Source organism: Actinoplanes sp. NPDC004185, assembly GCF_053603475.1.
The window spans coordinates 1-26836 of sequence record NZ_JBSGFR010000027.1 but is presented as its reverse complement, the minus strand read 5'-3'; the positions used below and the strand labels follow the sequence as shown (position 1 = coordinate 26836).

Sequence of the window (26836 nt, the reverse complement as noted above, 5' to 3'; positions counted from 1 at the left end):
CGCTGGTGGTGCTGCTGCCCTGGCGGACCTACTCCGGCGGGGCGACAGCGGCCCGGACCGCGGCGGCGACCGCGTCCACGGTGACCGCCCGGAGCAGGTCGAGATCGGCGTCGGCCTCGGACTCGCCGGTGGCCAGGGCCACCACCGCGTCCCCGTCGTAGCGGGAGTGCGCGGGGTGGATCGACCGGGCGAATCCGGTGTGGCCGCTCTGAGCGAGCAGGTAGCAGTCGTTCTTGGACAGCCGGGCGTCGGTGAGCACGACGGCCACGGTGGTGTTCTGCATCCCGTACGGGGCTTGCGGCGGCACCGGCTCGGACGGGCCGCCGAAGAGGGGCTCGCCGTCGGGGGCCAGCACGTCGCCCCAGGCGTTGACCACGACCACGGCGGCCACCCGGGCGGCGCCCGCCTGCCGTTCGGCCAGGCCCAGCCCGCCCGGGTCGCGCCGGCCGCGCCACGTGCCCGTCCCGGCGCCCGTGCCCGCGCCGACCCGGCCGGTGGTGAGTTCTGTGCCGGCGTACGCGGCCAGCGCGGCGGCCCGGCCGCTCGCCGCATCCGGCGGTCCGGTCCGCGCCGAACCGTCGAAGATCGACATGCCGATGACGATCGGCACCGGACCCGCGGGCGTCGGGAAGCCGCTCCCCCGCTCCCGCAGCAGCGCCATCACGCCCTCGGCCGCGGCCAGACCGAACGCGGACCCGCCGGAGAGCACCACCGCGTCGACCCGGTCCACCAGCCGGGTCGGTTCCAGCAGCGCGAACTCACGGGTGGCCGGCGCCCCGCCGCGGACCTCGCCGGATCCGACGGTGCCGGCCGGCGGCAGGACGACGGTCACACCGGTGCCGGCCCCGGTCCAATGGCCGGCCCAGGCGGACAACAACTGCGGTGCGCTCATCACCCCATCTTTCCTGCCGCGCCGGCGGGCACGCGCGCGGTCCGGCGGACCGTCACCGCCAGAGCGACGATCAGGTACGGCGCCGACAGCACCGCGAAGGCGACTCCGTTGCCGGCACCGGCGGCGACCAACGCGTAGGCGCCGTAGACGCCGATAGTGGCCACGTCGGTCGCCGTCCCGGCGAGGGAGGTGACGGTGGCGCGGCTGTTCCCGGTCATCCGGTCCTGGAGCCGGGCGTCGGCGAGGACAGTGGCCAGCTGGAAGCCGCAGAACGCGACCGCTACCAGGACGAACCCGGCGGGGTGGGCGGACAGCGCTCCGGCGGCGAGCGCCACGCCGGAACCGGCGAGGAGGACCGCGTAACCTCGGCTGCCGAGCCGCTCGCCCAGCGGGGTGAGCAGACCGCCCGCGGTCACCCCGAGCCAGACCAGCAGGAGCAGCATCGGGACGGTCTCGCGGGTGACGCCGGTGCCGGCGGCCAGCAGCGGGGTGTACTCGTCCAGCGCGCCCCACACCGCGGTCACCACGGCGAGCAGGAGCACCGCCGTTCTGACCGCGGGGTCGGCGCGGACCTCGGTCAGGCCGGCACGCAGGCTCGCCCACCAGCCGAGATCGCCCTCGCCATCGCCGTCGCCCTCGCCATCGCCGTGCCCATCGCCGTCGCCGTCGCCTTCGCCGTCGTTCGGCAGGACGGGCGCGGCTGTGCGGTGCTCGGGGAAGCGGGTGGCGACCAGGGCGGCCAGGATCCCGGCGAGCACGCTGGCCGCACCGACCGCCGGATAACCGCCCGCGGCCAGCACCGGACCGGCGAGCACGGTCGCCACCAGCACCCCGGCCGTCTCCGCCGTGCGGGCCCGGCCCATCGTGCGGGCGTAGCGGTGCGCCGCGCCGAGGCGGGCCAGCTCGCTGTGGACGAGCGCCTCCAGCGAACCGGAGGCGAGCGCCCCGCCGGCCCCCCAGAGCAGGAACCCGACGGCGAAGGCCGGATACGAGGGCGCGAGCACCCACAGCGCGAACCCGGCCGCGCCGGCCAGCGGGGCCAGGCACAGCAGCAATCGCCGGGAGACCGCGTCGGCCCAGGCGCCGGAGGGCACCTCCAGCAGGGTGCTGCCGGCCGACCAGATCACGAACAAGGACGAGATCTGCGAAACCGACAGGCCGGTGTCACTGAACAGCAGTGCGTACACCGGGTAGAGCAGGACGAGGTCGGCGAGGAACGCGTACGCGTAGAGCGTGGCCGCCAGCCGGCGCACGCGTGCGGAGTCGAGGGTCATGAGGCCTTCCCGTGAAGTCGGAGCGGACGCCGGTCACACGGCGGCCGCGGCGGCCCACGGGAGTGGCCTCTACGGGTGGATCAATGTCGCCAGGTCATGAGGCGATCGTAGGCGGACGGCACCCGCCCGGGCCAGGCCTTTTGTCCGTCGCCGGACCACACGGCGGCGGGTGGCTATGAGTGGTCGGCGGCCACGGACCGCGGCGCCGACGGCTTGGTCCGGCTCGAACAGGTCGCCGCCCTCGGTGAACGCGAGATCCAGCCGCTGCGCGGGTCGGGCCCTATGCCCTCGGCCGCTGCGCGCAGCGCGGGACGGCGCCGAAATTGTCGGTGCCCCGGTGAATACTGCCCGGCATGACGAGCTTCCAGGACCAGGACCTGACGGATGCCGAGTTCCGCGAGTGTGATCTGACCCGCGCCCGGCTGGTCGGGGTGGTGATGCAGGACGCGGTGATCAACGGGCTGGTCACCAATCTGGTGGTCAACGGCATCGAGGTGACGTCGTACGTGGAAGCCGAGCTCGATCGCCGGTATCCGGTCCGGCTGCTGTCGCGCTCAGCCGATCCGGCCGACCTGCTGGAGGCGGTCCGGCAGCTGCGAGCCGGCTGGGCGGCGACGATCGAGCGGCTGCGGGCGATGCCCCCGGGGTCGGAGCACCAGCGCGTCGGCGGCGAATGGTCGGCGGTGGAGACCTTGCGCCATCTGGTGTTCGTGCACGACTCATGGTTCCGGCGCTGCTGTCTGGGATCGACCGAGCCGTTCACCGCGATCGGGCTGGCGTCCGATTTCGTCCCGGACCAGGAGGAGCAGGGCCTGGACCGCGCGGCCGCCCCTAGCCTCGACGAAGTGCTGGCCGTGCGTGAGGAGCAAGGCGCTGAGCTGGAGCGGTGGCTGTCGACGGTGACGGCCGATCAGCTCTCGGCGCCCGCGCCGGTGCCGGCGGGCCCGGGCTGGCCGCCGTATGCCACGAAGAAGCCGGTGCTGAAGTGCGTGCAGGTCGTCCTGAACGAGGAATTCGCACATCACGGCTTCTGCGTCCGTGACCTCGACCTGCTCCGATCATGACCCTCGCCACGGGTTACCGGTGTGGCACAGAAGGAGGAGCAAGATCTTCCTCGATCCCCCTAGCGTCTACCGGGACACGGAAGCACGACCTCGGGGGAGCAACGGATGCGCACCATCGGTCGGATAACACTGCTGGCGGCCGGCGCGCTCGGGCTCACGCTCGCAGCGGCGCCCGTCGGGGCCTCGGCCGGCACCTTCGCGGCGGGCACCCCCGGGCTGCTGGACCTCGCGGCGGTCTCCGCCACGACGTACACGCTGGTGCTGCCCGACGAGGGCGCGGACTACGTGGATCCCGCGACGGGTGAGCCGCCGTCGCGGTGCCGCACCGGCGAGCTGCGCATCACCGGCGATGCCGGTTCCCTGGTCTTCGAGAACATCACCGGACACGCCTGCTCGCTGCAGGGACACCCCGGCGTCAAGACCGCGGCCGGCGCGTTCGCCCCCACCGGCGCGGCGGCGCCGGCCATGCTGCTCGCGCCGGGCGACCACGTCCGGGCCGCGGTCCGGCCGGCCACCAAGACCTGCAAGACGACGGTACGGGTTCCCGGCTACCAGGTCGCGGCACCGGAGGACAGCGACACGACTTTCGTCGGCGCGCCGCACAAGGCTTGTGCCGCAGGTTCGGTGGCGGCCTTCACCGTGGCTGGTTGAGGTAGCCGGCCGATCGTGTGCACCCTGATCGGGTTCAGTCGGGCAGGACGAGCGGTTCGACGCCGATCCCGGCCTGACGACGGGCGGAGACCTTGCGTTGCCGGATGCGCCAGCCCAGGCTCGTGCGCACCAGCTGGTCCTCGTAGGTGAAGCTGGCCACCGCACCGTCCTGATTCAGGGCGAAGCCCTTCGACCAGGCCCGGGCACCGTCGCCGTCCTCCCGGACGACGATGTTGGTCACGTGGTGGGCGAGCGGTCCGGCGGCCCCCAGCCGGTGCGAGGCCGCGATGTACATGTCGAGCCGCGGCCGGGACGGGTCGGATGCCGGCAGCGGAGCCCGGCCGAGATCGCTCGCGTCGACCACCAGATCGGGCGTGAACACCTCGTCGAACCGTTCATAGGCTCCGGCGTCGCTCAGGTGACCGTGGAGGGCGATCGTCTCGTGGATCTCCAGGCGGTCATCGGCGCTCAGGCTCATCACAACTCCAGACACGACGGTGGGAAGCGACGGCCGACGATAATGCCGTCGTGCCCGGCCGACAACAGCGTCCACCGCCGGCTGAGCCCGGTCATCGCCGCCGGGCGAGGGCGAGTTGCTCCTCCGGTGTCGGGCCTTCCTCGTCCTGCTGATCGCCGGGCGCGAGCAGGCCCCAGAAGATCATGACGAGCAGCGCGGTCCAGCCCCACCACGGCACGCCGAGGCCGGCCACCGCGGCCAGCACGTCGGCGGCGGCGGTCATCAGGCGCCTCCGGCGCTGACACAGGTGCGGTGCATGGCGGCTCCTCTACTCCGGCGAACAGGCCCCGACGATTGCTCCGGCGAACAGGCCCCGACGATCGGACGGTTGCCGCCGGAGCTGAGGGCTTCCCGCCGTGAGTCAGGCCGCACCCGCCCGCGCGGCGAGCATCTCCTGGTAGTGGGGGTTGTGCATGACGCCGAGCACGTTCCCGAACGGGTCCACCACCGAGGCCGTGGCGAAGCCCTCCCCGGACCCGTGGTGGGTGATCGGCTGGTACTCCGTCGCGCCCAGCTCGAGCAGCCGTGCCACGGTGCCCTCGAGGTCGTCGACGTGCCAGTGCATCACCGCGCCACCGGGGGTGGTGGCTGCCCCGGCCGGGGCGTACCGGCGGTCGATCAGGCCGAGCTCGTCCTCGTCGTCGCCGATCCGGAACTCGATGTACGCCGGAGCCGCCGGCGCGGGCGGGAAGGCGTAGTACGGCTTCGCGCCGAACAGCTCGGCGTACCAGTCCGCCGCGGCGCTGACGTCGTCGGCGTAGAAGCTGATGGTGGCGAATCCTCGGAACATCGTGTTCTCCCCTGCGCTAGATGGACGCCCTCATCATGCGGGGTATAAGTGTTCACCCAGTGAGCACTTTTCCTGACAGGATCGCGACATGCGAGCGGACCGGTTGGTGGCCACCCTGTTGGTGCTCCAGGCGCGTGGCCGGGTGACCGCCGCCGAGCTGGCCGCCGAGCTGGAGGTGTCGGTGGCCACCGCCCGCCGGGACCTGGAGGCCCTGTCCACGTCCGGGGTCCCGGTGTATCCGCAGCCCGGGCGGGGCGGCGGCTGGTCCCTGGTGGGTGGCGCGCGCACCGATCTGAGCGGGCTCACCTCGGCCGAGGCCCGGGCCCTGTTCCTGCTGGCCGGGCCGGCGGCTGCCGGGACGCCGCCGCTCCGCTCGGCGTTGCGCAAGCTGGTCCGGGCGCTGCCGGACACGTTCCGGGCCGACGCCGAGGCCGCCGCCGACGTGGTGGTGGTCGACGCGGCCCGCTGGGGCGAGCGCGACCGGGACCGGCCCGAGCTCGTCGACCTGCTCCAGGACGCCGTGGTGGGCCGGCGCAAGGTCGCTTTCCGGTACGCGAGCCGCGGCGGCGCCGAGTCGCAGCGGCTGGTCGACCCGCTCGGCCTCGTCGACAAGGACGAGGTCTGGTACCTGGTGGCCGGCACCGCTAAGGGACAGCGGACCTTCCGGGTCGACCGGATCACCGGGGCCGAGGTGACCGACCAGGTGGCCGAGCGGCCGGCCGGCTTCGACCTCGCCCGCGCATGGGAACGGGTGGTCGGCGCCGTTGAGCAGCGCCGATCCCTGCTGTCCGCGACGGTCCTGATCGCCGAGCGGGTGCTGCCGGTGCTGCAGGACCACTTCGGCCGGCACTGCGAGCCGCTGGAGACCCTGGCCGACGGGCGGGTCCGGGTCCGGGTCGCGGCCCCGATGGCGCTGTCCATCGCGGAGAAACTCGCCGGCTGGGGCGCGGCCGTCGAGGTGCTCGAACCGGAGCCGGTCCGGGCCGAGCTCGCCCGGCTGGGTGCGGAACTCGTCGCCCGGTACGGTCCGGCATAGGCTGTCCGGGTGTCGCCCCCGGCCCCCCTGCTGCTCGTTCTCGACGGCAACAGTCTGTTGCACCGCGCCTACCACGCCGCGGCGATGGAAGGGCTGGTGGACCAGGCCGGCCGGCCGGTCTGGGCGTTGCGCGGACTCGTCGGATATCTGGCCCGGGCCGCGGCGCACCTGCGCCCCGACGCCGTGGTGGTGGGCTTCGACTGCCCGCGGGATTCCGCGCGGCGCACCGAGTATCCGGCCTACAAAGCCCACAGGCCGGACAAACCGGCCGACCTGAGCGAGCAGATCGCCGGCGCCCCTGAGCTGCTGGCCGCGGCCGGCGTGTGCACGGTGGTGCCGCCGGCGTACGAGGCGGACGACGTCCTGGCCAGCTCGGCGGCGCACGCCCGGCGCCACGGCTGGCGTTCGGTGCTGATGACCAGCGACCGGGACGCGTTCGCGCTGATCGACGACACGACGTCGGTGCTGCGGGTCCGCAACGGCGGCTTCGATGAGGCCGTCCTGGTCGACCCCGAGGGCCTGCTGGCGCTCTGCGGCGTACGCCCGGAGCAGTATCGCGACTACGCCGCCTTGCGCGGCGACCCCTCGGACAACCTGCACGGGGTCCGCCGCTTCGGCTCGGCGACCGCGGCCCGGCTGCTGGCCGCCTTCGACACCGTGGACGCCGCCTGGGCGGCCATCGACGCGGGCGACGCGCAGTCGGTGCGCGACGTCGTGGGTGCCCAGTGCACCGACGAGCTGGGCCGGCCGGAGACCCGGGAGATCGTCGAGCGCAACCGCCGGCTCATGCGGATGCGGGCCGACCTGCCGATGCCGGAGCTGGGTGCGGCCCGGCTGCCGCTGCGCCTGAGCGCCATGCGGTCCGTCCTGTCCGGACGCGGCATCAACTTCGGGCCCTCGCTGTGGGCGCTGACCGGCGGGAGCCCGCCCGCGGTGGTCACCGAGCCGATGCCGGAGCTCCAGCCGTGGCGGCTCCGGGGCGGGCTGACCAGCCGCCGCGACCCGACGCCGGGCCAGCTCGCGCTGTTCTGAGCGGAATCGGTCGTCCGGAGGGTCGTTGCCCGCGCGGATCGTTGGTAGCGTCGCGCCATGCCGACGGATTCCATCGACCGTGCCCGCCTCCAGGCGCTGACCGAGCGTGAGCGGACCGCCTTCGCCGACCGGCACCCCCGGTCAGCGGCGGCCTACGCCCGCGCCGGCCACCTCTTCGGCCGGGTGCCGATGACCTGGATGAACAAGAGCGCGGCCGGCTACCCGGTCTACCTCGACCGGGCCCGCGGGGCCCGCCTCACCGACATCGACGGCCACGAGTACGTGGACTTCTGCCTCGGTGACACCGCCGCGATGGCCGGGCACTCCCCCGCCCCGGTCGTCGCCGCGGTCACCCGTCGCCTGGCCGACCTGGGCGGCGCCAGCACCATGGTGCCCACCGAGGACGCCGCCCTGGTCGGCGCGGAGCTGAGCCGGCGCTTCGGCGTACCGGCCTGGAGTTTCGCGCTCACCGCGACCGACGCGAACCGCTGGGCCATCCGGCTGCTGCGGGCCGTCACCGGGCGCTCGCGCATCCTCGTCAACAGCTACTGCTACCATGGCTCGGTCGACGAGTCCCTGATCGTGGTCGGGCCGGACGGGCGGCCCCGCAGCCGCGAGGGCAACGTCGGCGCCCCCGGTGACGTGACCCTGACCAGCCGGGTCGCCGAGTTCAACGACCTGGACGGGCTGGCCCGGGAGCTGGCCCACGGCGACGTTGCGGCGGTGCTGATGGAACCCGCGCTGACCAACATCGGCATCGTGCTGCCCGAGCCCGGCTACCTGGCCGGGGTGCGGGCGCTGACCCGCGAGCACGGCACGTACCTGGTCAACGACGAGACCCACACCTTCTCGGCCGGGCCCGGCGGCGCGACCGCCGCCTGGGCCCTCGATCCCGACGTGGTCACCATCGGCAAGGCCATCGGCGGCGGCGTCCCGGTCGGCGCGTACGGGCTGAGCGCCGAGCTCGCCGCGCGGCTGACCGGGCGCACCGACCTCGACCTGATCGACATGGGCGGGGTCGGTGGCACCCTGGCCGGCAACCCGGTGTCGATGGCGGCGACCCGGGCGACGCTGGAAGAGGTGCTCACCGAGGCCGCCTTCGCCTCGATGATCGAGGTGGCGACCGGCTTCGCCGACGGCGTCCGGAAGATCATCGCTGAGTACGCTCTGCCGTGGTCGGTGGCCCAGGTGGGGGCCCGGGTGGAGTACCGCTTCACCGCCCCGGCCCCGCGCACCGGCACGGAGTCGGCCGCCGGTGCCGACCCTGAGCTGGAGGACTTCCTGCACACGTACCTGATGAACCGGGGGGTGCTGCTGACCCCGTTCCACAACATGGCCTTGATGTGCCCGCAGACCGGGACCGGCGACGTGGCCCGCCACCATGAGGTCTTCGCCGCCGCCCTGGGCGAGCTGCTCGCCTGAGCGAAGCTCAGCCGCGCAGCGTCTCCGACGGGGAGACGCCGTAGCGGCGGCGGTAGAGGGCGGCGAAGCGGCCCAGGTGCACGAAGCCGCACCGGTACGCGATCTCGGTGACCGTGGCGTCGCGGGGACCACTGCGCCGCAACTCCTCGTGCACCAGGGAGAGCCGGATCTCCCGCAGGTAGGCCATCGGTGACGTGTTCAGGTAGCGCTGGAAACCGTCCTGCAGCGAGCGAGGGCTGACCGAGGCGATCCGGGCCAGGTCGGCGACGGTGAAGGACCGGCCCGGCTCGGCCCGCATGGCCTCCGCGGCCCGGCGCACCGCGCGGGGCGCGGCCATACCCGGACGCCGGTTCTCCAGGGCGTCGCGGTAGTTGTGCGACGCGGCCAGCAACAGCCCGCCGATCAGGCTCTCCCGCAGTTGCCGGCCCAGCAGCGGATGCCGGATGAGCCCGTGCTGCTCGGCCGCGTCGACCGCCAGCATCCGGGCCAGCCGGGCCCAGGCGGCGCCGAGCCCGCCGGAGATGTCGAGCTCCCGGACCAGCCGTACCGGGCCGCGGACCGGCCCGTCGATCATCCGGCTCAGCTCCTCCTCCAGAGCCCCGGGGTCGATCTTCACGGCCAGCAGCCGGCAGTCGCCGCTCCACCGCTCGAGGACGGTGTCGCCGACCGGCTGGAACACCGCGGCGCTGGCGGTGGTGGCGACGAGCGGCTCATCGCCGCCCTGGCGCCAGGCCAGCTCACCGCTGAGGGGTACGTCCACGTGGTACGAACCCAGCTCGCCGAACGACATCCGCACGTCGACGCCGAAGTGCAGGTCACCGAAGGTCACCAGGCCACTGTGCGCGATGTCGAAGCCGGCCTTCCAGTCGCCCGGGCAGAGCACGTCGACGGTGTTGGAGTAGAAGTGGTCCCCGAGCACCGTCCGGGCCTCGTCCACGTCGGAGGTGGTCACGCTGATGGCTTGCACGCCAACAGCATCACCGATCCGTGAGCGAACCGCTACTGCGCGGCTGAGCGCCACCCGGAGGAGGACGGCATCCGGCGCTGGTTACGAGTTGACACGTCGCGTGCGCTGGGCGAGTGTTCCGAGATGAGCGACGACTGGCCGGCGGCGGGCACCCTCCTGGCGTTCCGCTACCGCCTGGTGTCGCGGCTGGAGACCGGCGGGATGGCCGAGATCTGGCACGCCCAGGACGAGCTGCTGGCCCGCCCGGTCGCGCTGAAGCTGCCCACCGGCCTCGACCGGGCCCGCAGCGACGTGCTCCAGCTCGCCTGGAAAGAAGCCCGGATGGGCGCCCGGCTGTCCCACCCCAACATCGCCGCGGTGCACGACTACGACGAGGCGGTCCGCCCCGAAGGCTCGGTGGCGCCGTTCGTGGTGATGGAGCTGCTGGCCGGCGAGACCCTGGCAGCCCGGCTGGCCCGCGCGCCCTTGCCCTGGCGGGACGCGGCGTGGATCGGGGCCGCCGTGGCCGACGCCCTGACGGCGGCCCACGCGAGCGGCGTGGTGCACCGCGACGTCAAGCCGGGCAACGTGATGCTGACCCCGACCGGCGTCAAGATCCTCGACTTCGGCATCAGCGCGGTCGCCGGCGAACCGGACGACGACGAGACCGGGGCGACGTTCGGCACGCCGGCGTACGTTGCCCCGGAACGGCTCGACGGCAAGCCCGCGGAACCGGCGACCGACGTGTACGGGCTGGGCGTGCTGCTGTTCGAGATGGTGACGGGGCAACCGCCGTACCCGGTGGACACCTGGGAAGAGCTGGCGCGCGCCCGCGCGCAGGGAGCGGCGGCGCTGCCGTCCGACCTGCCGCCGCCGTTCCGCGAGCTGGTGACCCGCTGCCTGGTCGACGAGCCTGATCGCCGGCCGAGCGCGGCTGAGGTCGGGAAAGGACTCGCGGAGCTGGCGGAGCCCGAGGAGCCGGAGCAGCTCGTACCCGCGGCCACCGTGACCGGGCACCGCGCCGAGCCGGGTGGTGGTGGACGTCCGGGTTCCGGGCGCCGCAGGCTGGTGCTCTGGTCGTCCCTGGTCGCGCTCGTCGTCTCGGCGCTGGCCCTCTTCGCCGCACTCGGCACGTCACGGTCGACCGTGGAGGCCGGACGCTCACCTGCGGCGAGCCCGCCCCCGGTGAGCCCACGACCCGCGGCTCCGCCGTCGGCGGCCCCGCGCCCCTCGGCACCGCCGTCCACGAAGACAACGCCGCGAGCGACGGTCACCACCGCGGCCGCGCCCCTGGACGCCGGCGTCGCGCAGGCCCGGTTCCGCACCGCGGTGGAGGACGCGCGGGCCGACGGGCAGATCCGGCCGGACATCGCGGTCGACCTGCTCAACCTGCTCCGGCCGCTGGACCGCGGGGACGGCCGCCGGGCCGGCGACCAGGTGGGCGAGCTGCGGCGCAAGCTCAACGACCGGATCGCCGAGGGCAGCGTGGACGCCGCCGCCGCGAAGGTCCTGCGAGCCCGGCTGGCCGATCTCGACGAGGCGCTGCGCTCCAGCTGAACGGCCGGCCCCGAGGGTCAGGCCGAGCCGCGCAGGACCAGGCGGGTGTTGAGGACCGGGCCGCCCGGTCCGGGGTCCTCGCCATCGATCTTGGCCAGCAGCAGCCGGACCATCTGCCGGCCCATCTCCTCGATCGGCTGGTGCACGCTGGTCAGCGGCGGGTCCGTGTGCCGGGCGATCACCGAGTCGTCGAAGCCGATCACCGCGATGTCGCCCGGGGCCGACAGCCCCTGCTCGCGCATCGTGCGCAGGGCGCCCGCGGCCATCATGTCCGAGGCGGCGAAGACGGCGTCGATGTCCGGGTGCCGGGCCAGCAGCTGCCGCATCGCGGCGGCGCCGCCCTCCTCGCTGAAGTCGCCGTGGGCGACGATCCCCTCGCCGACCACGTCGCGGTAGCCGTCGAGGCGGGCCTGGCCGGGGGCCATGTCCATGGTGCCGGTGATCGTGGCGATCCGCCGGCGGCCCGAACGGCGCAGATACTCCACCGCTTCGCGGGCCCCGCCGCGGTTGTCGGCGTCCACGTAACAGCCCGACTCCCCCGCGGCCGGCCGGCCGGCCCGGACCGTGGCCACGCCGCGCTGCTCCAGCTTGTCCATCAGGTTGTCGGTGCCGTGCAGCGACAGCAGCAGGGCGCCGTCGACGTGCTGGCGGGTCAGGTAGCCCTCCAGCCGTTCCCGCTCCTGCGGGGACTGGGAGATCATCAGGACCATCTGGAGGTTGCGCTCCACCAGCACCGACGCGATGGCCTGCACGATGCGGCCGAAGAACGGCTCGGCGAAGAAGCGTTCCCCGGACTCGAAGATGACCAGGGCGATGGAGTCGGTCCGCTGGGTCACCAGCGTGCGGGCGGCGCGGTTGGGCACGTACCCCAGCTCGGCGATCGCGTCCTCGACCGCGGCCTTGGCCCCCGGGCTGACCTGGGCCGAGCCGTTGACCACCCGGGACACCGTGCCGCGCCCGACGCCGGCCCGTTCCGCGACCTGGTCGAGGGTCGGGCGTCCGGTGGATCGGGACCGCTCCGTCGTCATCGGTCCTCCCCTGCCCTTCACCGTCCCGCCGGGCCCGTTCTGTCCCGCCAGCCACAACCTACCCTGCGGGTTCACTCGAACGCCGGAGGGCGGGTGGTGGACGGCGGCACCCGGTAGCGGTTCAGGGTCAGACCCATGACGTCGCTGAAGATCGGTGCCGCCACGTCACCCCCGGCGCCCTCGGGCACCGCGGCGGACACGGCGACGACGTAGCGGGGTGCCTCGGCCGGGGCCATGCCGATGAACGAGACCGCGTTCGCGCTGGTGTACTGCCCGTCGACGAGGCGGTCCACGGTGCCGGTCTTGCCCGCGACCCGGTAGCCGGGGACGGCCGCCCGACGCCCGGTGGCGCCGGGCAGTACGACGACGGCCTCCAGCATGCGCCGCACCTCGGCCGCGACGCCGGGGCTGAGCACCCGCCGGGTCTCCGGCGGGGAGGCGAGCGTCACCGTGCCGCCGGCGTCGACGGTCGAGTGCACCAGCCGCGGCGCGATGTACGTGCCGTCGTTGGCGATGGCCGCGTACCCGGCGGCCATCTGGAGCAGCGTCGCGTCCACGCTCGTACCGATCGGCACCGAACCCGGGGCCGACGGGCTCCACTGGCGAGGCGCCAGCAACCGGCCGGCGCTCTCGCCCGGCATCCCCTCGCCGGTGGCGCTGCCCAGCCCGAACCGCTGCTGGTACTCGAAGATCCGTTGCGGGCCGAGCCGGTCGGCGACCGCGATGGTGCCGACGTTCGACGAGAACGCCAGCACCTGCGGGATGGTGAGCCGGGTGCCGGCCGGCTGCGGGTGATCGTCGACGAACGGCGTACCGCCGCGGACCAGCGGCCCACCCGCCGGCACGGTCGTCTTCGCGGTGATCAGGCCCTCCTGCAGCGCGGCGGCCACGACGAAGGCCTTGTGGGTGGAGCCCGGCTCGGCCGCGACGCTGCTCGCGACGTCGGCCCGCTCGGCCGGCTCGGACAGCAGCGGCTTCGCCGCGTCGAATCCCGGGCAGCTGGCCTGGGCCAGCACCTCGCCGGTACGCACGTCCAGGACCACCGCGGCGCCGAAGGTCGCGCCCGCCTCGGCCAGGGCCGGGCACAGCGCGCGCTGGGTCTGGAACTGCAGGTCCCGGTCGATGGTCAGGTGCAGCGTGGCACCCGGGCGGGCCGGGGTCAGCCGGTGGTAGCCGCTGGGGATCTCCTTGGCCAGCTTCCCGTCGTCGACCCCCGGATTGCCGCGCTCGTAGATCAGCCGGCCGTCCTGGCCCCGCAGCGCCTCGTCGTAGCGGGCCTCGAGGCCTTCGAGCCCGGTGCGGTCCTCGCCGGTGAAACCGATGAGGTTGGCCGCCAGGTCGGCGCCCGGCACATCGCGGCGCTCGTCGCGCCCGATGCCGATGCCGGCCAGCCCCAGCCCGGCGACGGCGTGCGCGGCCGGGATCCCGACGCCGCGAGCCAGGTACGCGAAACGAGAGCTGGTGCCGTCCGGCCGCTTCTCCTTGGCCATCAGCCGCGCGAGGCGGGAGGGGGCGACGCCGAGCAGCGGGGACAGCCGGTCGGCGGCCGCCCGGGGATTGTCGATCAGCTCGGGGTCGGCGTACACGTAGCGGGACTCGACGCTGCGGGCCAGCACGGCACCGGTCCGGTCCACGATGCTGCCGCGAGCGGCGGGCAATTCGATCTCGACGAGCCGGCTGCGCTGCTGAGCCAGGAGCAGCCCCAGCGCCTCGGGCGACTGGCCGACCTGGAGCACGACCAGCCGCACACCGATGGCGGTGAACAGCGCCAGGGCGAACACGGTGGCCAGCCGGATCCGGCGCCGGCTGCCGGCCAGCCGTAGCTGAGGCCGGGGTGGCCGGGACGGAGGGGGAGTTCGCGGACGCCGGCCGGCTCGGGAATCCGGCCGATGGTCCCGCTGCCGGGGCGGCTGCCTTTCCGCGGGGGACACGTTGACAGGCTGGCCGTCCGGCGAGGGAGCCGTCCGGACGGGAGGGGCTGTCGGGGCGGAAGAGGCCGGCGGGGCCGGGTGGCGGGGCGCGCGCCGGATGCCCAGCAGGTCGAGGGCGTCGCGCAGGGGGTCACCGGCTGCGCCCCGGGGCGTGGCCTGGTCACGCGGGACGTACGGGCGGTCGCGGGGCATGGTGGGCGTCCCTGGCATCAGCGGCATCGATTGACGCGATCTTGTCAGGCCCGCTCCACCGGGCGGGCCCCGCCGTGGAGGACCGCAGCGCTGTCAGCGTGTCGGGACGCTCGGCACGGGTCCGGCGGGAAACAAAAACAGCGGTTTGTCTCCGGACCGGCCTGTGGCGTCCGACAAGTGGGGCGTGCAGCTTTGGGCCGGATCAGACGCCACGTTGGCGCAATATCGTGCACGGCAGATCCGGCTCGACTTGTGGATCATCGCCGCGCTGACTCTCATGGGCGCGGTACGCGTCGAAGTGGCCTGGGCGCCGCAGTACCGGTGGTGGCTGGTCCCGCTCGGGCTCGCCGTGGCCGTCGTGCTCGCCGCCAGCGCGCTCCCGTGGACGCGGATCCTGAGCCACGCGGGCGTACGGGGCTGGCTCACGGCCTGGTACGCGGCAGCCCTGGTCGCCCTGTACGCCTTCAACCAGTTCGACGACGACGGCCTGGCGATCTACCCGGCCGGCGCCATCGTGATCGTGGTGGCCGCCTCGGCCGTGTTCCAGCCGCAGACCCTGCTCGGGCTGGGCCTGTTCGCCCAGGCCGGCTATCTCACGCTGGCCATGACCACGCCGCAGCCGAACCCGGTGCTGGTGATGTCGCTGTCGATGGTGCTGATCGTGGTGGCCGGGCTGTGTGCCCTGACCGCGCACAGCCGCCGGCAGCAGGACACCCAGCGCGCGGTCGCCGAGCGGCGCACCGAGGCCATGCTGGAGAACGGCTCCGACGCCGTGCTCGCCATCTCGGACAACGGCGTGGTCTTCGCCAGCTCGTCGTCGGGCCGGGTGCTGGGCCGCGACGCGGCGCAGTTCACCAACGAGACCATGGTCGCGATGACCCATCCGGACGATCTGGCCCGGATCTCCGCGTGGATGCTCGACCTGCGCGCGGCCGCCCCGGGTCACACCGAGCGGATCGACTCGCGGTGCCAGCACGCCGACGGCCGGTGGATCAACGTGCAGGTGACCGGGACCAACCGGCTCTCGGACCCGCACATCAACGCGGTCGTGCTGACCATAAGAGACGTGAGCGAGCAGAAGGCGCTGGAGGGTGAGCTCACCCGGCAGGCGTTCCAGGACTCGCTCACCGGGCTGCCCAACCGGGCCCTGCTCGGTGACCGGATGAACCAGGCGGTGGCCCGGAACCTGCGCAGCGGCGGCCGGGTGGAGCTGCTGCTGGTCGACCTGGACGATTTCAAGAAGGTCAACGACACCCTCGGGCACTCGGCCGGCGACGAGCTGATCCAGGCCGTCGCCGCCCGGATGAGCGGCTGCATCCGGCCCGCCGACACGCTGGCGCGCCTCGGCGGGGACGAGTTCGCGGTGCTGGTCGAGGGGCTCGACGATCTGGAGCTGGCCGCGCTGGCCGAACGCCTGCTGGAGATCGTCCGGCTGCCCGTCCGGGTCGGCCACCGCGACCTGATCACCACGGCCAGCATCGGCATCGCCTCGGCCAAGATCACCCACACCATGACCGAGGCTGACACGCACGAGCTGCTGCGCGACGCGGACCTGGCCATGTACGCCGCCAAGACCGCCGGCCGCGACCGCTACGTCGTCTTCGACGAGTCGATGTACGCCGACGCCCTGCAGGAGGCCGAGGCCCGCCTGCGGCTGGAGCAGGCTCTCACCGACGACGAGTTCCTGGTGCACTACCAGCCCATCGTCGACCTGCCGTCGGGCCGGCTGATCGGTGTCGAGGCGCTGGTGCGCTGGCAGCACCCGGAGCGCGGGCTGCTCGGCCCGGACACCTTCATCGGCCTGGCCGAGCAGACCGGGCTGATCGTGCCGCTGGGGCACTGGGTGCTGGCCGAGTCGTGCCGGCAGGTGGCCGCCTGGCACCGGGACGTCCCGGGTGCCGAGCAGCTGCGGATCAGCGTGAACCTGTCCGCGCGCCAGTTCCAGCACATGGATCTGGTCGCGGACGTGGCGGGCGTGCTGCGCGACTCCGGGATCGATCCGGGCCGCGTGGTGCTGGAGATCACCGAGTCGCTGCTGATGCGGGACACCGACGCCACCATCAGCACCCTGCGCGAGCTGCGGGACCTGGGCGTGCACATCGCCATCGACGACTTCGGCACCGGTTACTCGTCGCTGTCGTACCTGCGGCGGTTCCCGATCGACATCCTGAAGATCGACAAGGCGTTCATCGACGGCATCGCCACCGATCCGGACGACGCCACCCTGGCCGAGGCCGTGGTGCAGCTGGGCCGGGCGCTGCGGTTGCAGACGGTGGCCGAGGGCATCGAGAACGTCGACCAGCACTCGCTGCTCAGCGCGCTGGGTTGCACGTACGGCCAGGGCTACCTGTTCGCGCGGCCGGCCGGCTCGGCGCAGATCGAGGCCCTGCTGCGGCACTCGGACAACACCACCGGCACGGAGGACTGGTGGAGCACCGCGGAGCAGACGGGCCCACCGGGCTGAGGGATCTCACCTAGGCTGACGGGGTGACGTCATCGTCCGCGCGGGTCAGCGCCGAACGTCCCTTCTACAGCCGGCACGCCGAGGCCTACGACCTGCTGATCACGGATCCGGTCGCCCCCTGGGTCGACGCGGTCCACGACCGCCTGGTCCGGGCCGACCGCTCGCCGGCCCGGGTGCTGGACGCCGGATGCGGCACGGGCAGGCACGCCGCGGCCCTGATCGCCAACGGTCACGAGGTCGACATCGCGGACGCCGCCGCCGAACTGCTCGCGCTGGCCGCCGAACGCTGCCCTGGCTCCCGTAGCCTGCTGGCCGACCTGTGCGCGCTGGGCCTGGTGTCCGAGTACGACGCCGTGACGTGCCGGGGCGTGCTCAACGACATGGTCACCGACGCGGACCGGGAAGCGGCGATCGCGTCGCTGACCGCAAGCCTGCGCCCGGGCGGCCTGCTCTTCCTCGACGTCCGCGAGCAGGAGGCGTCCCGGCTCCGGGCCGACGGCGCGAGCCGGTCGGTCGTCGCGGAGCTGGGCGGCCACCGCGAGCTGAGAGTCTCCACCCGCAGCCGATGGGAGCACGGGCTGCTGCACGTCGAGGAACGGTACGAACTCGTCGTGGACGGGCGGACCGAGGAGGAGTCCAGCTACGACTTCGCCATGCGGCCGTGGTCGAGGAGCGAGCTGAGCGCTGTGCTGGGACGTCACGGAATGCGGGATGTGGACATCGTGGACGGTATCGGCCGCCGTACCGCGGACCGTTTGTTCGTGGTCGCCGCGCTGGACTCCGCGTGATGCTCAGAGGACCCGGGTGACGCCCTCGGCGGCGATCCGCGCGTCCAGGGCTTCCCGGTCCAGGTTGGCGCAGAGCACAATGGACGCTCCGGCCGCCAGCGGCGCCAGCAGCCACTGCACGGGCTGCTCGTGGTCGGCCGCATCGACCAGCACCCGGTCGCCGGGGCGCAGCTGCAGCGAGGCCGCGATGCTGTGCGCGATGTCGCTCCACTGCGCGTACGTCGTGCCGTCCGGACTGGCCGCGTCGCCGGGCCGCCGGGCCGCGTAGGCCGGCGTGTCGTCCGGGTGCCGGACCACCTCGGCTGCGAAGTCCCGGTAGCCCTCCGGGACCTCGGCCAGCGGCTGCAACCCGGGCGCGAGGCCCAGGACGAAGCGGTGCCGGGCGGCCGGCACCTCCTCCAGCCAGCTGTCGAGCCGCTTGCGGGAGACGAAGACGGCGTCGAGCCGTTCGGGCGGCGGCGCGGGCAGTCCCGCGGTGGCCCACGAGCGGAACGACACGGCCACCCCGGCCGACCACGCCCCGAGCAGCACCACGGCGGTCTGCCAGTGCGGCGGGAGCAGCACCGCCGCGCTGCCGCCCGCTTGCAGGCCGCAGCCGTCGTGCAGCAGGGCCGCGGTCCGGGCCGACCAGCTGCCCAGCTCGGCGGCGCTGAGCTCGGTGCGTTCCCCGGTCGCGTCGTCGTAGTAGGTGAGCAGCGGACGGTCGGTCTCCGGCAGCGGCACGGAAAGCGCGGCGGTCGGCTCGGGCATCGCGGTAGCTGTCCTTCCTTACTCGGCGTCCAGGTCGCGCAGCGCCTTGTGCAGCAGGGCCGGGGTCCGCGCCGGGGGCTCCGCCTCGATGGTCAGCCGGCCCATCGCGGCGGCGTAGTGGTCGACGTCCTCGCGCTTGTCCAGGTAGAGACCGCTGGTCAGGTGCTCGAGGTAGACCACGTCGGGCATGTCGGGGTACGGGAAGCGCAGGATGGTGAACGCGCCGCCGGCCGCCGCGTGCCCGCCGGACTCGAACGGGATCACCTGGAGCCGGACGCTGGGCTGCTCGCACATCGCCAGCAGGGACTCGATCTGTTCGCGCAGCACTTCCTTGCCGCCGATCGGGCGGCGCAGCACCGCCTCGTCGAGCACCGCCCAGAGCCGCGGGGACTCGTGGCGATGCAGCAGCTGCTTGCGCGCCATCCGCAGGTCGGCGCGGCGGTCGATCTCCTCGGGCGTCGCGCCGCCGTGCCCGAGCATGATGACCGCCCGGGCGTACGCGTCGGTCTGCAGCAGACCCGGCACGAACTGGATCTCGTACGTGCGGATCAGCTCGGCGGCCTGCTCGAGGTCCAGGTAGTTCTGGAACCAGGTGCTGAGCACGTCGCCGTACGAGTGCCACCAGCCCGGGGTGTTGGCCTCCCGGGCCAGCGTGAGCAGGCGGTCCTGCTCAGCCGGGTCCTCGACGCCGTACAGCTTGAGCAGGTCGACGACGTCGCGCTCCTTGAAGCTGACGCGGCCGAGCTCCATCCGGCTGATCTTCGACTCGGAGGCCCGGATCTCGTAGCCGGCCTTGTCCCGGGTGACCCCCTTGGCCAGCCGCAGAGTGCGCAGGCGGGCGCCGAGCTGCAAGCGGCGGACCGTGGGCCCGTCGTTCTGCGCGGTCGTCACTGGTGTTCCCGTCGTCGTTTACGGTTTGCGGCCCACGGCACAGTACTGGTCGATCTCCGGCGCGTTCTCGGCACCCGGCTCCGGCTTCCAGCGGGTCACCGGTACGACGCCGGGCTCGACCAGTTCCAGCCCCTCGAACAGCCCGGCGATGCGGGCGGCGCTGCGCAGGTGGTACTTCGGGTTGGCCGAGATGTTCCAGATCCGTACGGCCTCGTTGTTGGCCTCGCTGGTGTCGCTGCCGTCGTACATCGCGAGATAGCTGCCCGGGGCGAGCCGTCCCATGATCCTGTCGATGATGGACTTGGCTTCGGCGTCGTCCTCGATGTGACCGAGAATGCCCATCAGGAACAGCGCCACCGGCCGGTCCAGGTCGAGGGTGCGGGCGGCCTCGCGCAGGATGGTGTCGGAGTCACGCAGGTCGGCGTCGATGTAGTCGGTGGCGCCCTCGGGGCTGGTGGTCAGCAGGGCCCGGGCGTGCGCGAGCACCAGCGGGTCGTTGTCCACATAGACGATCCTGGCTTCCGGGGCGACCTGCTGCGCGACCTCGTGGGTGTTGTCGGCGGTGGGCAGGCCCGTGCCGATGTCCAGGAACTGCCGCACGCCCGCCTCGCCGGCCAGGTAGCGCACCGCTCGGGCCAGGTAGGCCCGGGAGAGCCGGGCGTTCTCGGCGAGCTGGGGCAGGGACGCGATGATCTGGTCGCCGACCTCGCGGTCGACGGCGAAGTTGTCCTTGCCACCCAGCAGGTGGTTCCAGATCCGGGCCGTCTGCGGGACGCTGGTGTCCAATTTGGGCATCTCCTGCTGGCCGTCAGCCACGTGCACATCCCTTGCTCGAGCGGAACCACGCCGGGTGGAACGGCGCAAGCATAAACCGCCCATCGAGCGCAGTCGTGCGCCGAACGGTCATACTCCGCGGCCTAAGCGGGAAGCACCGGTACGCCTTCAGCACTCAGTCGCCGTACGGTTTCGTCCTGTGACGACGCGTCGGTGATCACCCCCGCGACGGCACTCAGCGGCAGCACCGCGAAGCGGGAGGCGGCCCCGATCTTCTCGGTGCTGGCCAGCACGTAGGTGTCGGCGGCCCGCCCGGCCAGGGCCCGTTTCATCGCCGCTTCGTCGGCGTCGCCGGTGGTCAGCCCGGCGTCCGGGTGCACGCCGGTGACCCCGAGCAGGAAGAGGTCCGCGTGCACCACCTGGGCGGCCTCGACCGCCGCCGCGCCGCACGCGACCATCGAGTGCCGGAACAGCCGGCCACCGAGGATGTAGACCTCGACCGAGGGGTGCTCGGCGAGCGCGGCGACGACGGTCGGGCTGTGGGTGACCACGGTGGCCTCCAGGCCGGCCGGCAGAGCCCGGGCCACGGCCAGTGTGGTCGTGCCGCCGTCGAGGATCACGGTGCTCCCCGGCCGGATCAGGGCCGCGGCGGCCACGGCGACCCGCTGCTTGCTGTCCACCTCGACCTCGCGCCGGGTGCCGTAGTCGGCCACGGCCGGCGAGGCGGGCAGCGCACCGCCGTAGACCCGCTGACAGAGCCCGGCGGCGGCCAGCTCCCGCAGGTCCCGCCGGACGCTGTCCTCGGAGACTCCGAGCTCGGCGGCCACATCTTTGGCCACCACCCGGCGGTCGCGGTCGAGCCGGGCGAGCAGGAAGTCCTTACGTTGCGCAGCCAGCATGCACGTTTCTCCACGTTCTTCTTTGTTTTTGCCGAGTCTAGCGCTAATCTGGCGCCATGAAGCCCATGATGATCCTCATTGCCGGCCCCTACCGCTCCGGCACCGGCGGCGACCCCGACCTGATCGCGGCCAACCTGGCCCGCCTCGAGGAGGCGGCGTGGCCCATCTTCCAGGCCGGGCACGTGCCGATGATCGGCGAATGGGTGGCCCTGCCGGTGCTCGACCGGGCGCGCGGCGCGGCCACCGCCGAGGACGTGCTCTACCCGACGGCCCAGCGGCTGCTGCAGCACTGCGACGCGGTCCTGCGGCTGCCCGGCGAGTCCACCGGGGCGGACCAGGACGTGGCCATCGCCCGCGAGCGCGGCCTGCCGGTCTACCACCGGATCGAGGAGATCCCCGGGCACGTCGCCCAGCCCGTCTGACCCGGTCGCCGGTTCGGTCGCTAGGACCGGGCCGGCTCGGGATCCGTCACGTCGGCGAAGGTGCCGTCCAGCGCCTTGACGGCCTCGTCCGCGGCCACCTGCAGACCCACCCCGCGCTCGCCGGCGCCGAGACCGATCGTGCGGCCGCGCAGCCGTTCGTCGGCGATCACCGGCCAGGCTGTGGAGGACCCGAACGGGGTGATGGTGCCGCGCTCGTAACCGGTGACCCGCTTGGCCGTCGCGGCGTCCGGCATCGACAGCCGGTTGACGCCGAGCAGGGCGCGCAGCTTCGGCCACGAGATCACCCGGTCGCCCGGCACCAGCACGAAGACGTACTGGTCGTCGGCGCGGCGTACCACCAGGGTCTTGACCAGGTCGCGGACCTCCATGCCCTGGGCGGCGGCGGCCTCGGCGACGCTGCCGACCGGCCCGTGCCGCAGCACGCGGTGCGCGATCCCGGCCGCCTCGACGGCCGGCACGGCGGGTCCTGACATGAGATCACCATACCCAGGCCACCGGACAGCCCGGCCACTCGCGGGAATCGCCACCCGGGTCCCGGCCACGCGCGTAGCGTCGGGCCGTGGGCGGGGGTTCGGGCACGAGCACCTCCCCCGGCGCCGGCTCGCGGTCGCCGGGGCGTCGCTCGGTACGCGTGCTCGCCCTGGTCATCGCCCTCGGCCTGCTCGGCACCACGCTGGCCGCGCTGGCGTTGCGGCGGGCCGACGACGACCGGGCGCACCGGGCCCTGGAGCAACGAGCGGCGATAGTCGCGCAGACGGTGACCGCCGAGGTCCGCCGCTACAGCACCTCCCTGACCGACCTGGCCGCCGCCGTCGGCGCCCAGGCCCGGCTGGAGTCGGCCGAGTTCACCGCCATCGTCGCCGCGATCGACCAGCAGCGGCTGCCCGGGGCCAGCGGGGTGGCCTTCGTGGTGCCGGCGAGCAGGTCGCGGATCCCGCAGGTGCAGCGTTTCTGGCGAGACCGCGGTGACGCCGGGCTGGTGCTGCAACCGGTGCCGGCCGCCGTGGGCGACCACCTGTTCATCGTGCTGCACCGCACGCTCGACCGCGGCGAGTCGCTGCTGGGCCGCGACCTGGCCGGGTCACCGGCGGCGGTCGCGGTGATGCGCCAGGCCCGGCAGAGTCACCGGGTCGCGACCAGCAGCACCTACCGGCTGATGAAGGACCGGTCCCTGCCGGCCACGCTGCAGCAGTTGTCGTTCGTGCTGGCCGCCCCGGTCTACGCGACCTCGCCGGCGGCCCCGGACTCCGGGCAGTTCCGCGGCTGGCTGACCATGGGGCTGCGCGGCGGCGACTTCCTGCGGCAGGCGATCAGCGTGGTGGCCGGCGACGCCGTGGCTGTCACCCTGTTCGACCCCGCCCCCGGCACCCCGGTCCCGGTCGCCAGCTGGATGCCGCGGGCCCGGCTGCACGACCACCCGGACCCGAGCGACGTCCCGGTCACCGTGCCGCAGCGCACCTGGCGGCTCGTCGTCCAGCCCACCCAACGGCTGCTGCCCGGTGCCGACATGCACCTGGACCTCGCCGCCTGGATCATCGGCGCCCTGCTGACCGCCCTGATCGCCGGGCTGACCGGTACGGTGCTCACCTCCCGCAACCGCGCGCTGCGCCGGGTCGATCAGGCCACCACCGCGCTGCTGCACGACATCCGGCGGCGCGAAGCCGTCGAACAGCAGCTGCGGCAGCGCGAGACGGAGCTGGTCGGCTTCGCCGGCATCGTGGCCCACGACCTGCGCAGCCCGCTGGCCCGGATCACCGGCTACGCGGACTTCCTGCGCGAGGAGGCCGCGGCGCGGCTCGACCCGCAGCACCGCGAGTTCCTGGAACGGCTGTACGGCGGCGCCCAGCGCATGCAGACCCTCATCGACGACCTGCTCGACTACGCCACCGCCGAGAACCGGACGCTGAACACGACGACGGTCGACCTGAAGGCCCTCGCCGACGACATCGCCCAGGAACGGCTCAGCGGGGCGCAGCAGTCGGACACCCTGATCGTCGTGGACCCGCTGCCCGTCGTACCGGGGGATGCCACGCTGCTGCGGCAGGTGCTGGACAACCTGATCGGCAACGCGGTCAAGTACACCGCGGAGGGCCATCAGCCGTACGTGCGGATCAGCAGCCGGCCCGAGGGCGACGCGGTCCGGATCGACGTCGCCGACCGCGGCATCGGCATCCCGGAGGACCAGCGCGACACCGTCTTCACCGCCTTCGCCCGGGCGGCCGGCAGCGAGGGCTATCCGGGTACCGGACTGGGCCTGGCCATCGTGGCCCGGATCGTCGAACGCCACGGCGGCCGGGCCGGCGTCGACGACAACCCGGGCGGCGGCAGCCGGTTCTGGTTCACGCTGCCGGTCGTGCCCCGGCCCGCCGACGTGGCCCCCACCGACCCGGCCGGCTGGGTTATGGTCGGGCAGTGATCCCGGTGGAGGCAGTCGCGGCGGCGTACGCCCACTGGATCACGCCCGCCCTGCCGCTGTACGGCAACGACCACGAGCGGGCCGACTTCGCTCCCTGACGCAGCCCCGGCACCGGCGCGTCCAGCACCATTCCTCATCGCACAGGGAGCGATGTGTCATGTCCGCTGTCAGTTCCTCTCCGCCCCGGGTCCGCGCGGTGCTGCGTGCGCCGCAGGTCTCCCGGGTCCTGCTCGCCAGCCAGATCGGCCGCCTGCCGCTGGCCTCCGGCCCTCTCGCCCTGCTGCTGTTCGCCCGCCAGTCACTGAGCCTGACCGCCGCCGGGTTGCTGGTGGCGGCGTACACGGCGGCGATGGCGGTGAGCGCTCCCCTGCTGGCCCGCACGGTCGACCGCCGGCGCCAGCCGCCGGTGCTGTGGGCCTCGGCGCTGGTGTCCGGTGCCGGTTTCGCCCTCGTCGCGGCGGGCGGGCACCGGGTGCCGGTCGCCGCCGCCGGGGCCGCGCTGGCCGGGCTGGGCACCCCGCCGCTGGAGGCGTGCCTGCGTGCGCTGTGGCCGGACCTGCTGGCCCCGGACGTGGTCCCCGCGGCGTACGCCCTGGACATCGCCGTCCAGGAGGTGATCTTCGTGGTGGGTCCGCTGACCACGGTCGCGGCCGTGGCCCTGGGTGGCCCGACCGCCGGCCTGCTCACCGCGGCCGCGCTGCAACTGGCGGGCACCGCCGTGTTCGCGCTGACGCCGGCCGTGCGCTCGTGGCGCGGGGTGCCGGCCGTACGGCACTGGGCCGGACCGCTGCGCTCGCACCGGCTGGCGCTGATGCTGGTCGGGGTGCTCTGCGTGGGCCTGGCGTTCGGCAGCATCCCGGTGGCGCTGACCGGCTACGCCGAGGCCGCCGGGGCCCGGTCGCTGAGCGGCTGGCTGCTCGCCGCCCAGGCGGCCGGGGCGCTGGTCGGCGGCCTGGTCTACACCCGGGCCCGGCCCGGCGGACCGGTCCGGCTGCCGCTGCTCGCCGCCGCGCTGACGGCCGGCTTCCTGCCGTTGCTGATCACGCCGCGACCGGCGGTGCTGGCGGTGCTGCCGTCAGCGGCCTGGCCCTGCCGCCGCTGCTCACGGCGGTGTTCCTCGCGGCCGACCGGCTGGCCCCGGCGGGCACGGTTGCCGAGGCGTTCGCCTGGGTGGCGACGGCCTTCGCGGTCGGCAGCGCGATCGGTTCGGCTGCGGCCGGTCCCGTGGTCGCGGCCGGCATCCGGTACGGCTTCAGCCTCGCACCCCTGGCCGCGCTGGCCTGCGTGGCGGTACTGACTGCCGTGTACCGGGCAGACTCGGCGCCGGCCCGGGCGGTCGGCGCGTGACCGGCCACATCGTGTGGGACTGGAACGGCACGGTCTTCGGCGACAGCCGGGCGCTCATCGACGCGACCATCGACGCCTTCGCCGCGTGCGAGCTGCCCACCGTGACCCGCGCGGCCTACCAGCGCCACCACACCCAGCCGATCACCACCTTCTACGAGCGGCTCGCCGGCCGGCCGCTGACCGACGACGAGCAACGACGGCTCGACGAGTGCTTCCGCGCCGCATACGCCCGGCACCGCGCGGCCGTGACCCTCACCGCCGACGCGATCGACGCGTTCTCCCGGTGGACGGCCGCCGGCGGCCGGCAGTCGTTGCTGTCGATGTATCCGCACGAGCAGCTCGTCCCGCTGATCGCCGCGGCGGGGATCGGCCACCATTTCACCCGCGTCGACGGCAGCACCGGCCGGGACCTGGCCCACAAAGCCCCGCATCTGCGCCGGCACCTGCACGAGCAGGGCATCGCGGCGCAGCACGCGGTCATCGTCGGGGACAGCCTCGACGACGCCCGCGCGGCCCGCGAGTGCGGCGTGCGGTGCGTCCTCTACCACCCGGGCGAGGACGCCCTGCACGCCCGCGACCACTTCGCCGACGCCGGCGTGCCGGTCGTGGCGACGCTGACCGCCGCGGTGGAGCTGCTGCTCAGCCGCCCGGCACCATCCAGCTGAGCACGGGCGTGCCCTGCAGGGTGACCAGGACACACATGACCAGCAGTAGCATCAGGCTCCAGCCGACCACCTTGCGGAAGATGTCACCCTCACGGCCGGGCAGGCCGACGGCGGACGCGGCGATCGCCAGGTTCTGCGGGCTGATCATCTTGCCCAGCACACCGCCGGAGGAGTTCGCGGCGGCGAGCAGCACCGGATCGAGCCCGGCGCGGGCCGCGGTCTCCACCTGCAGGGCGCCGAAGAGGGCGTTCGCCGAGGTGTCGGAACCGGTCACCGCCACCCCGATCCAGCCCAGGATGGAGGACAGGAAGATGAACAGCCCACCGGCCTGCGCCAGGAACTCGCCCAGCGTGTTGGTCTGACCGGACTGGTTGAGCACGTAGGCCAGCGCCAGCACCGCCATCACGGTGACGATGGCGTGCCGCAGCTCCACATAAGTGTCGGCATAGGCCCGCAGCGCCCGGCCGGGCCGGATCCGCAGCACCACCGCGGTCAGGATGCCGGCCAGGATCATCAGGGTGCCCGCGGCGCCGAGCCAGCCCAGGGTGAAGGTGGTCGAGGCCAGCGGTTTGCCGTTGGTGCCGATGATGTGCAGTCCCGGCCAGCCGAAGGTGACCGTCCACGGCCGCCCGGCCAGGGCCGACTTGACCGCCCCGATGTTCGCGATCGAGAAGATCACGATGATGATCAGGTACGGGGCGTAGGCGCGGAAGATCTCGGCCCCGCTGTCGCGCCTGGCCAGGCCGGCGTCCGTGCGGGCCGGCTGCCTGTCCGCCCCGCCCTCCCGGCTGTTCGGCGCCGCTCCCACCGTCGCCGGCTCGTCACCCGGCGGCACCGCGCCGCGGCCCGCTTCAACGCCCGACGACCCGGCCGCCCGGCCCGCTTCAACGCCCGGCGACCCGGCCGCCCGGCCCGCTTCAACGCCCGGCGACCCGGTCGCCCGGGTCGGTTCGGCGCCCGGCGACCCGGTCGCCCGGGTCGGTTCGGCGCCCGGGTGCGCGGCCGCGGGGGCCGGTTCGTTGCCCACCATGGCGAGCCCGGCACCCGCGCGGGCGGCCGGCTCGGCC

Annotated in this window: 26 protein-coding genes; 12 read left to right on the top strand and 14 right to left on the bottom strand. The window is 73.7% G+C overall.

From position 1 onward, the window contains the following. Window positions 1-28 precede the first annotated feature (28 nt). The gene (locus tag ACWEOZ_RS26230; RefSeq protein WP_451913320.1) at window positions 29-892 is read right to left on the bottom strand and encodes a P1 family peptidase; all 864 of its coding nucleotides are present in this window, start codon (window positions 890-892) and stop codon (window positions 29-31) included. After that, on the bottom strand, window positions 892-2166 hold the full coding sequence (locus ACWEOZ_RS26225) for an MFS transporter (RefSeq protein WP_451913319.1): 1275 nt from the start codon (window positions 2164-2166) through the stop codon (window positions 892-894). Before ACWEOZ_RS26225 ends, ACWEOZ_RS26230 begins: the two co-directional genes overlap by 1 nt. 353 nt (window positions 2167-2519) lie before the next feature. Here ACWEOZ_RS26225 and ACWEOZ_RS26220 point away from each other — a divergent pair, with 353 nt between their 5' ends. Further along, window positions 2520-3230, top strand: coding sequence for a DinB family protein (locus tag ACWEOZ_RS26220; RefSeq protein WP_451913318.1), 711 nt, complete (start codon window positions 2520-2522; stop codon window positions 3228-3230). 105 nt (window positions 3231-3335) lie between these two features. Further along, complete coding sequence (locus ACWEOZ_RS26215) at window positions 3336-3881, top strand: DUF4232 domain-containing protein (protein WP_451913317.1); 546 nt, start codon at window positions 3336-3338, stop codon at window positions 3879-3881. Between the two features lie 34 nt (window positions 3882-3915). On the opposite strand, the gene ACWEOZ_RS26210 is transcribed toward ACWEOZ_RS26215, so the two are convergent. The 3 genes from ACWEOZ_RS26210 to ACWEOZ_RS26200 all read right to left on the bottom strand — a co-directional run bounded on the left by ACWEOZ_RS26210 (window position 3916) and on the right by ACWEOZ_RS26200 (window position 5188). After that, the gene (locus tag ACWEOZ_RS26210; protein ID WP_451913316.1) at window positions 3916-4359 is read right to left on the bottom strand and encodes a nuclear transport factor 2 family protein; all 444 of its coding nucleotides are present in this window, start codon (window positions 4357-4359) and stop codon (window positions 3916-3918) included. 91 nt (window positions 4360-4450) lie between these two features. Continuing rightward, window positions 4451-4621 (bottom strand): hypothetical protein, encoded by a 171-nt coding sequence (locus tag ACWEOZ_RS26205; protein WP_451913315.1) that lies wholly within the window; start codon window positions 4619-4621, stop codon window positions 4451-4453. Between the two features lie 138 nt (window positions 4622-4759). Then, window positions 4760-5188, bottom strand: a complete 429-nt coding sequence (locus tag ACWEOZ_RS26200; protein WP_451913314.1) for a VOC family protein — start codon at window positions 5186-5188, stop codon at window positions 4760-4762. 88 nt (window positions 5189-5276) lie between these two features. Between ACWEOZ_RS26200 and ACWEOZ_RS26195 the strand changes: the two genes are divergently transcribed. From ACWEOZ_RS26195 to ACWEOZ_RS26185, 3 genes are read left to right on the top strand one after another with little or no spacing between them, the layout of a single operon-like run. Beyond that, the gene (locus ACWEOZ_RS26195) at window positions 5277-6224 is read left to right on the top strand and encodes a helix-turn-helix transcriptional regulator (RefSeq protein ID WP_451913313.1); all 948 of its coding nucleotides are present in this window, start codon (window positions 5277-5279) and stop codon (window positions 6222-6224) included. A 9-nt stretch (window positions 6225-6233) separates the two neighbouring features. Further along, window positions 6234-7256, top strand: coding sequence for a 5'-3' exonuclease (locus ACWEOZ_RS26190; protein WP_451913312.1), 1023 nt, complete (start codon window positions 6234-6236; stop codon window positions 7254-7256). A gap of 57 nt (window positions 7257-7313) precedes the next feature. Beyond that, entirely contained in the window at window positions 7314-8678 is a 1365-nt protein-coding gene (locus tag ACWEOZ_RS26185) for a transaminase (protein ID WP_451913311.1), read from the top strand. Between the two features lie 7 nt (window positions 8679-8685). On the opposite strand, the gene ACWEOZ_RS26180 is transcribed toward ACWEOZ_RS26185, so the two are convergent. Then, window positions 8686-9645, bottom strand: coding sequence for an AraC family transcriptional regulator (locus ACWEOZ_RS26180; protein ID WP_451913310.1), 960 nt, complete (start codon window positions 9643-9645; stop codon window positions 8686-8688). Between the two features lie 123 nt (window positions 9646-9768). On the opposite strand from ACWEOZ_RS26180, the gene ACWEOZ_RS26175 reads away from it, so the two are divergent. Beyond that, a complete protein-coding gene (locus tag ACWEOZ_RS26175; protein WP_451913309.1) occupies window positions 9769-11181 on the top strand; it encodes a serine/threonine-protein kinase in 1413 nt (470 codons plus the stop codon). A 17-nt stretch (window positions 11182-11198) separates the two neighbouring features. Here ACWEOZ_RS26175 and ACWEOZ_RS26170 read toward each other — a convergent pair whose 3' ends face one another. Both ACWEOZ_RS26170 and ACWEOZ_RS26165 read right to left on the bottom strand, forming a co-directional pair. Then, window positions 11199-12209 carry a LacI family DNA-binding transcriptional regulator gene (locus ACWEOZ_RS26170; protein ID WP_451913308.1) on the bottom strand — a complete coding sequence of 337 codons (1011 nt, stop codon included), beginning with the start codon at window positions 12207-12209 and terminating at the stop codon, window positions 11199-11201. A gap of 71 nt (window positions 12210-12280) precedes the next feature. Next, on the bottom strand, window positions 12281-14332 hold the full coding sequence (locus tag ACWEOZ_RS26165) for a peptidoglycan D,D-transpeptidase FtsI family protein (protein WP_451913307.1): 2052 nt from the start codon (window positions 14330-14332) through the stop codon (window positions 12281-12283). 214 nt (window positions 14333-14546) lie between these two features. Between ACWEOZ_RS26165 and ACWEOZ_RS26160 the strand changes: the two genes are divergently transcribed. Both ACWEOZ_RS26160 and ACWEOZ_RS26155 read left to right on the top strand, forming a co-directional pair. After that, complete coding sequence (locus ACWEOZ_RS26160) at window positions 14547-16796, top strand: putative bifunctional diguanylate cyclase/phosphodiesterase (protein ID WP_451913306.1); 2250 nt, start codon at window positions 14547-14549, stop codon at window positions 16794-16796. A gap of 23 nt (window positions 16797-16819) precedes the next feature. Beyond that, window positions 16820-17584 (top strand): class I SAM-dependent methyltransferase, encoded by a 765-nt coding sequence (locus ACWEOZ_RS26155; protein WP_451913305.1) that lies wholly within the window; start codon window positions 16820-16822, stop codon window positions 17582-17584. Window positions 17585-17587: 3 nt separating this feature from the next. On the opposite strand, the gene ACWEOZ_RS26150 is transcribed toward ACWEOZ_RS26155, so the two are convergent. The 4 genes from ACWEOZ_RS26150 to ACWEOZ_RS26135 all read right to left on the bottom strand — a co-directional run bounded on the left by ACWEOZ_RS26150 (window position 17588) and on the right by ACWEOZ_RS26135 (window position 20898). Beyond that, window positions 17588-18334, bottom strand: coding sequence for a TIGR03089 family protein (locus ACWEOZ_RS26150; protein WP_451913304.1), 747 nt, complete (start codon window positions 18332-18334; stop codon window positions 17588-17590). Between the two features lie 18 nt (window positions 18335-18352). After that, window positions 18353-19225 (bottom strand): helix-turn-helix domain-containing protein, encoded by an 873-nt coding sequence (locus ACWEOZ_RS26145; RefSeq protein WP_451913303.1) that lies wholly within the window; start codon window positions 19223-19225, stop codon window positions 18353-18355. Between the two features lie 18 nt (window positions 19226-19243). Continuing rightward, the gene (locus ACWEOZ_RS26140) at window positions 19244-20020 is read right to left on the bottom strand and encodes an SAM-dependent methyltransferase (protein ID WP_451913409.1); all 777 of its coding nucleotides are present in this window, start codon (window positions 20018-20020) and stop codon (window positions 19244-19246) included. 122 nt (window positions 20021-20142) lie between these two features. Continuing rightward, on the bottom strand, window positions 20143-20898 hold the full coding sequence (locus ACWEOZ_RS26135) for a DeoR/GlpR family DNA-binding transcription regulator (protein ID WP_451913302.1): 756 nt from the start codon (window positions 20896-20898) through the stop codon (window positions 20143-20145). A gap of 56 nt (window positions 20899-20954) precedes the next feature. Here ACWEOZ_RS26135 and ACWEOZ_RS26130 point away from each other — a divergent pair, with 56 nt between their 5' ends. Further along, window positions 20955-21320, top strand: coding sequence for a DUF4406 domain-containing protein (locus ACWEOZ_RS26130; RefSeq protein WP_451913301.1), 366 nt, complete (start codon window positions 20955-20957; stop codon window positions 21318-21320). Window positions 21321-21340: 20 nt separating this feature from the next. Here ACWEOZ_RS26130 and ACWEOZ_RS26125 read toward each other — a convergent pair whose 3' ends face one another. Further along, a complete protein-coding gene (locus ACWEOZ_RS26125) occupies window positions 21341-21814 on the bottom strand; it encodes an aminoacyl-tRNA deacylase (protein ID WP_451913300.1) in 474 nt (157 codons plus the stop codon). A gap of 86 nt (window positions 21815-21900) precedes the next feature. Here ACWEOZ_RS26125 and ACWEOZ_RS26120 point away from each other — a divergent pair, with 86 nt between their 5' ends. The 3 genes from ACWEOZ_RS26120 (at window position 21901) to ACWEOZ_RS26110 (ending at window position 25769) form a co-directional block, all read left to right on the top strand. Next, window positions 21901-23757, top strand: a complete 1857-nt coding sequence (locus tag ACWEOZ_RS26120) for a sensor histidine kinase (RefSeq protein WP_451913299.1) — start codon at window positions 21901-21903, stop codon at window positions 23755-23757. Between the two features lie 157 nt (window positions 23758-23914). Then, complete coding sequence (locus ACWEOZ_RS26115; RefSeq protein ID WP_451913298.1) at window positions 23915-25054, top strand: MFS transporter; 1140 nt, start codon at window positions 23915-23917, stop codon at window positions 25052-25054. Between the two features lie 46 nt (window positions 25055-25100). Next, window positions 25101-25769, top strand: coding sequence for an HAD family hydrolase (locus ACWEOZ_RS26110; protein ID WP_451913297.1), 669 nt, complete (start codon window positions 25101-25103; stop codon window positions 25767-25769). On the opposite strand, the gene ACWEOZ_RS26105 is transcribed toward ACWEOZ_RS26110, so the two are convergent. Beyond that, on the bottom strand, window positions 25744-26836 hold a 1093-nt coding region (locus ACWEOZ_RS26105; RefSeq protein WP_451913296.1), incomplete at its 5' end, for an L-lactate permease. The two genes, ACWEOZ_RS26110 and ACWEOZ_RS26105, sit on opposite strands and share 26 nt — an antisense overlap.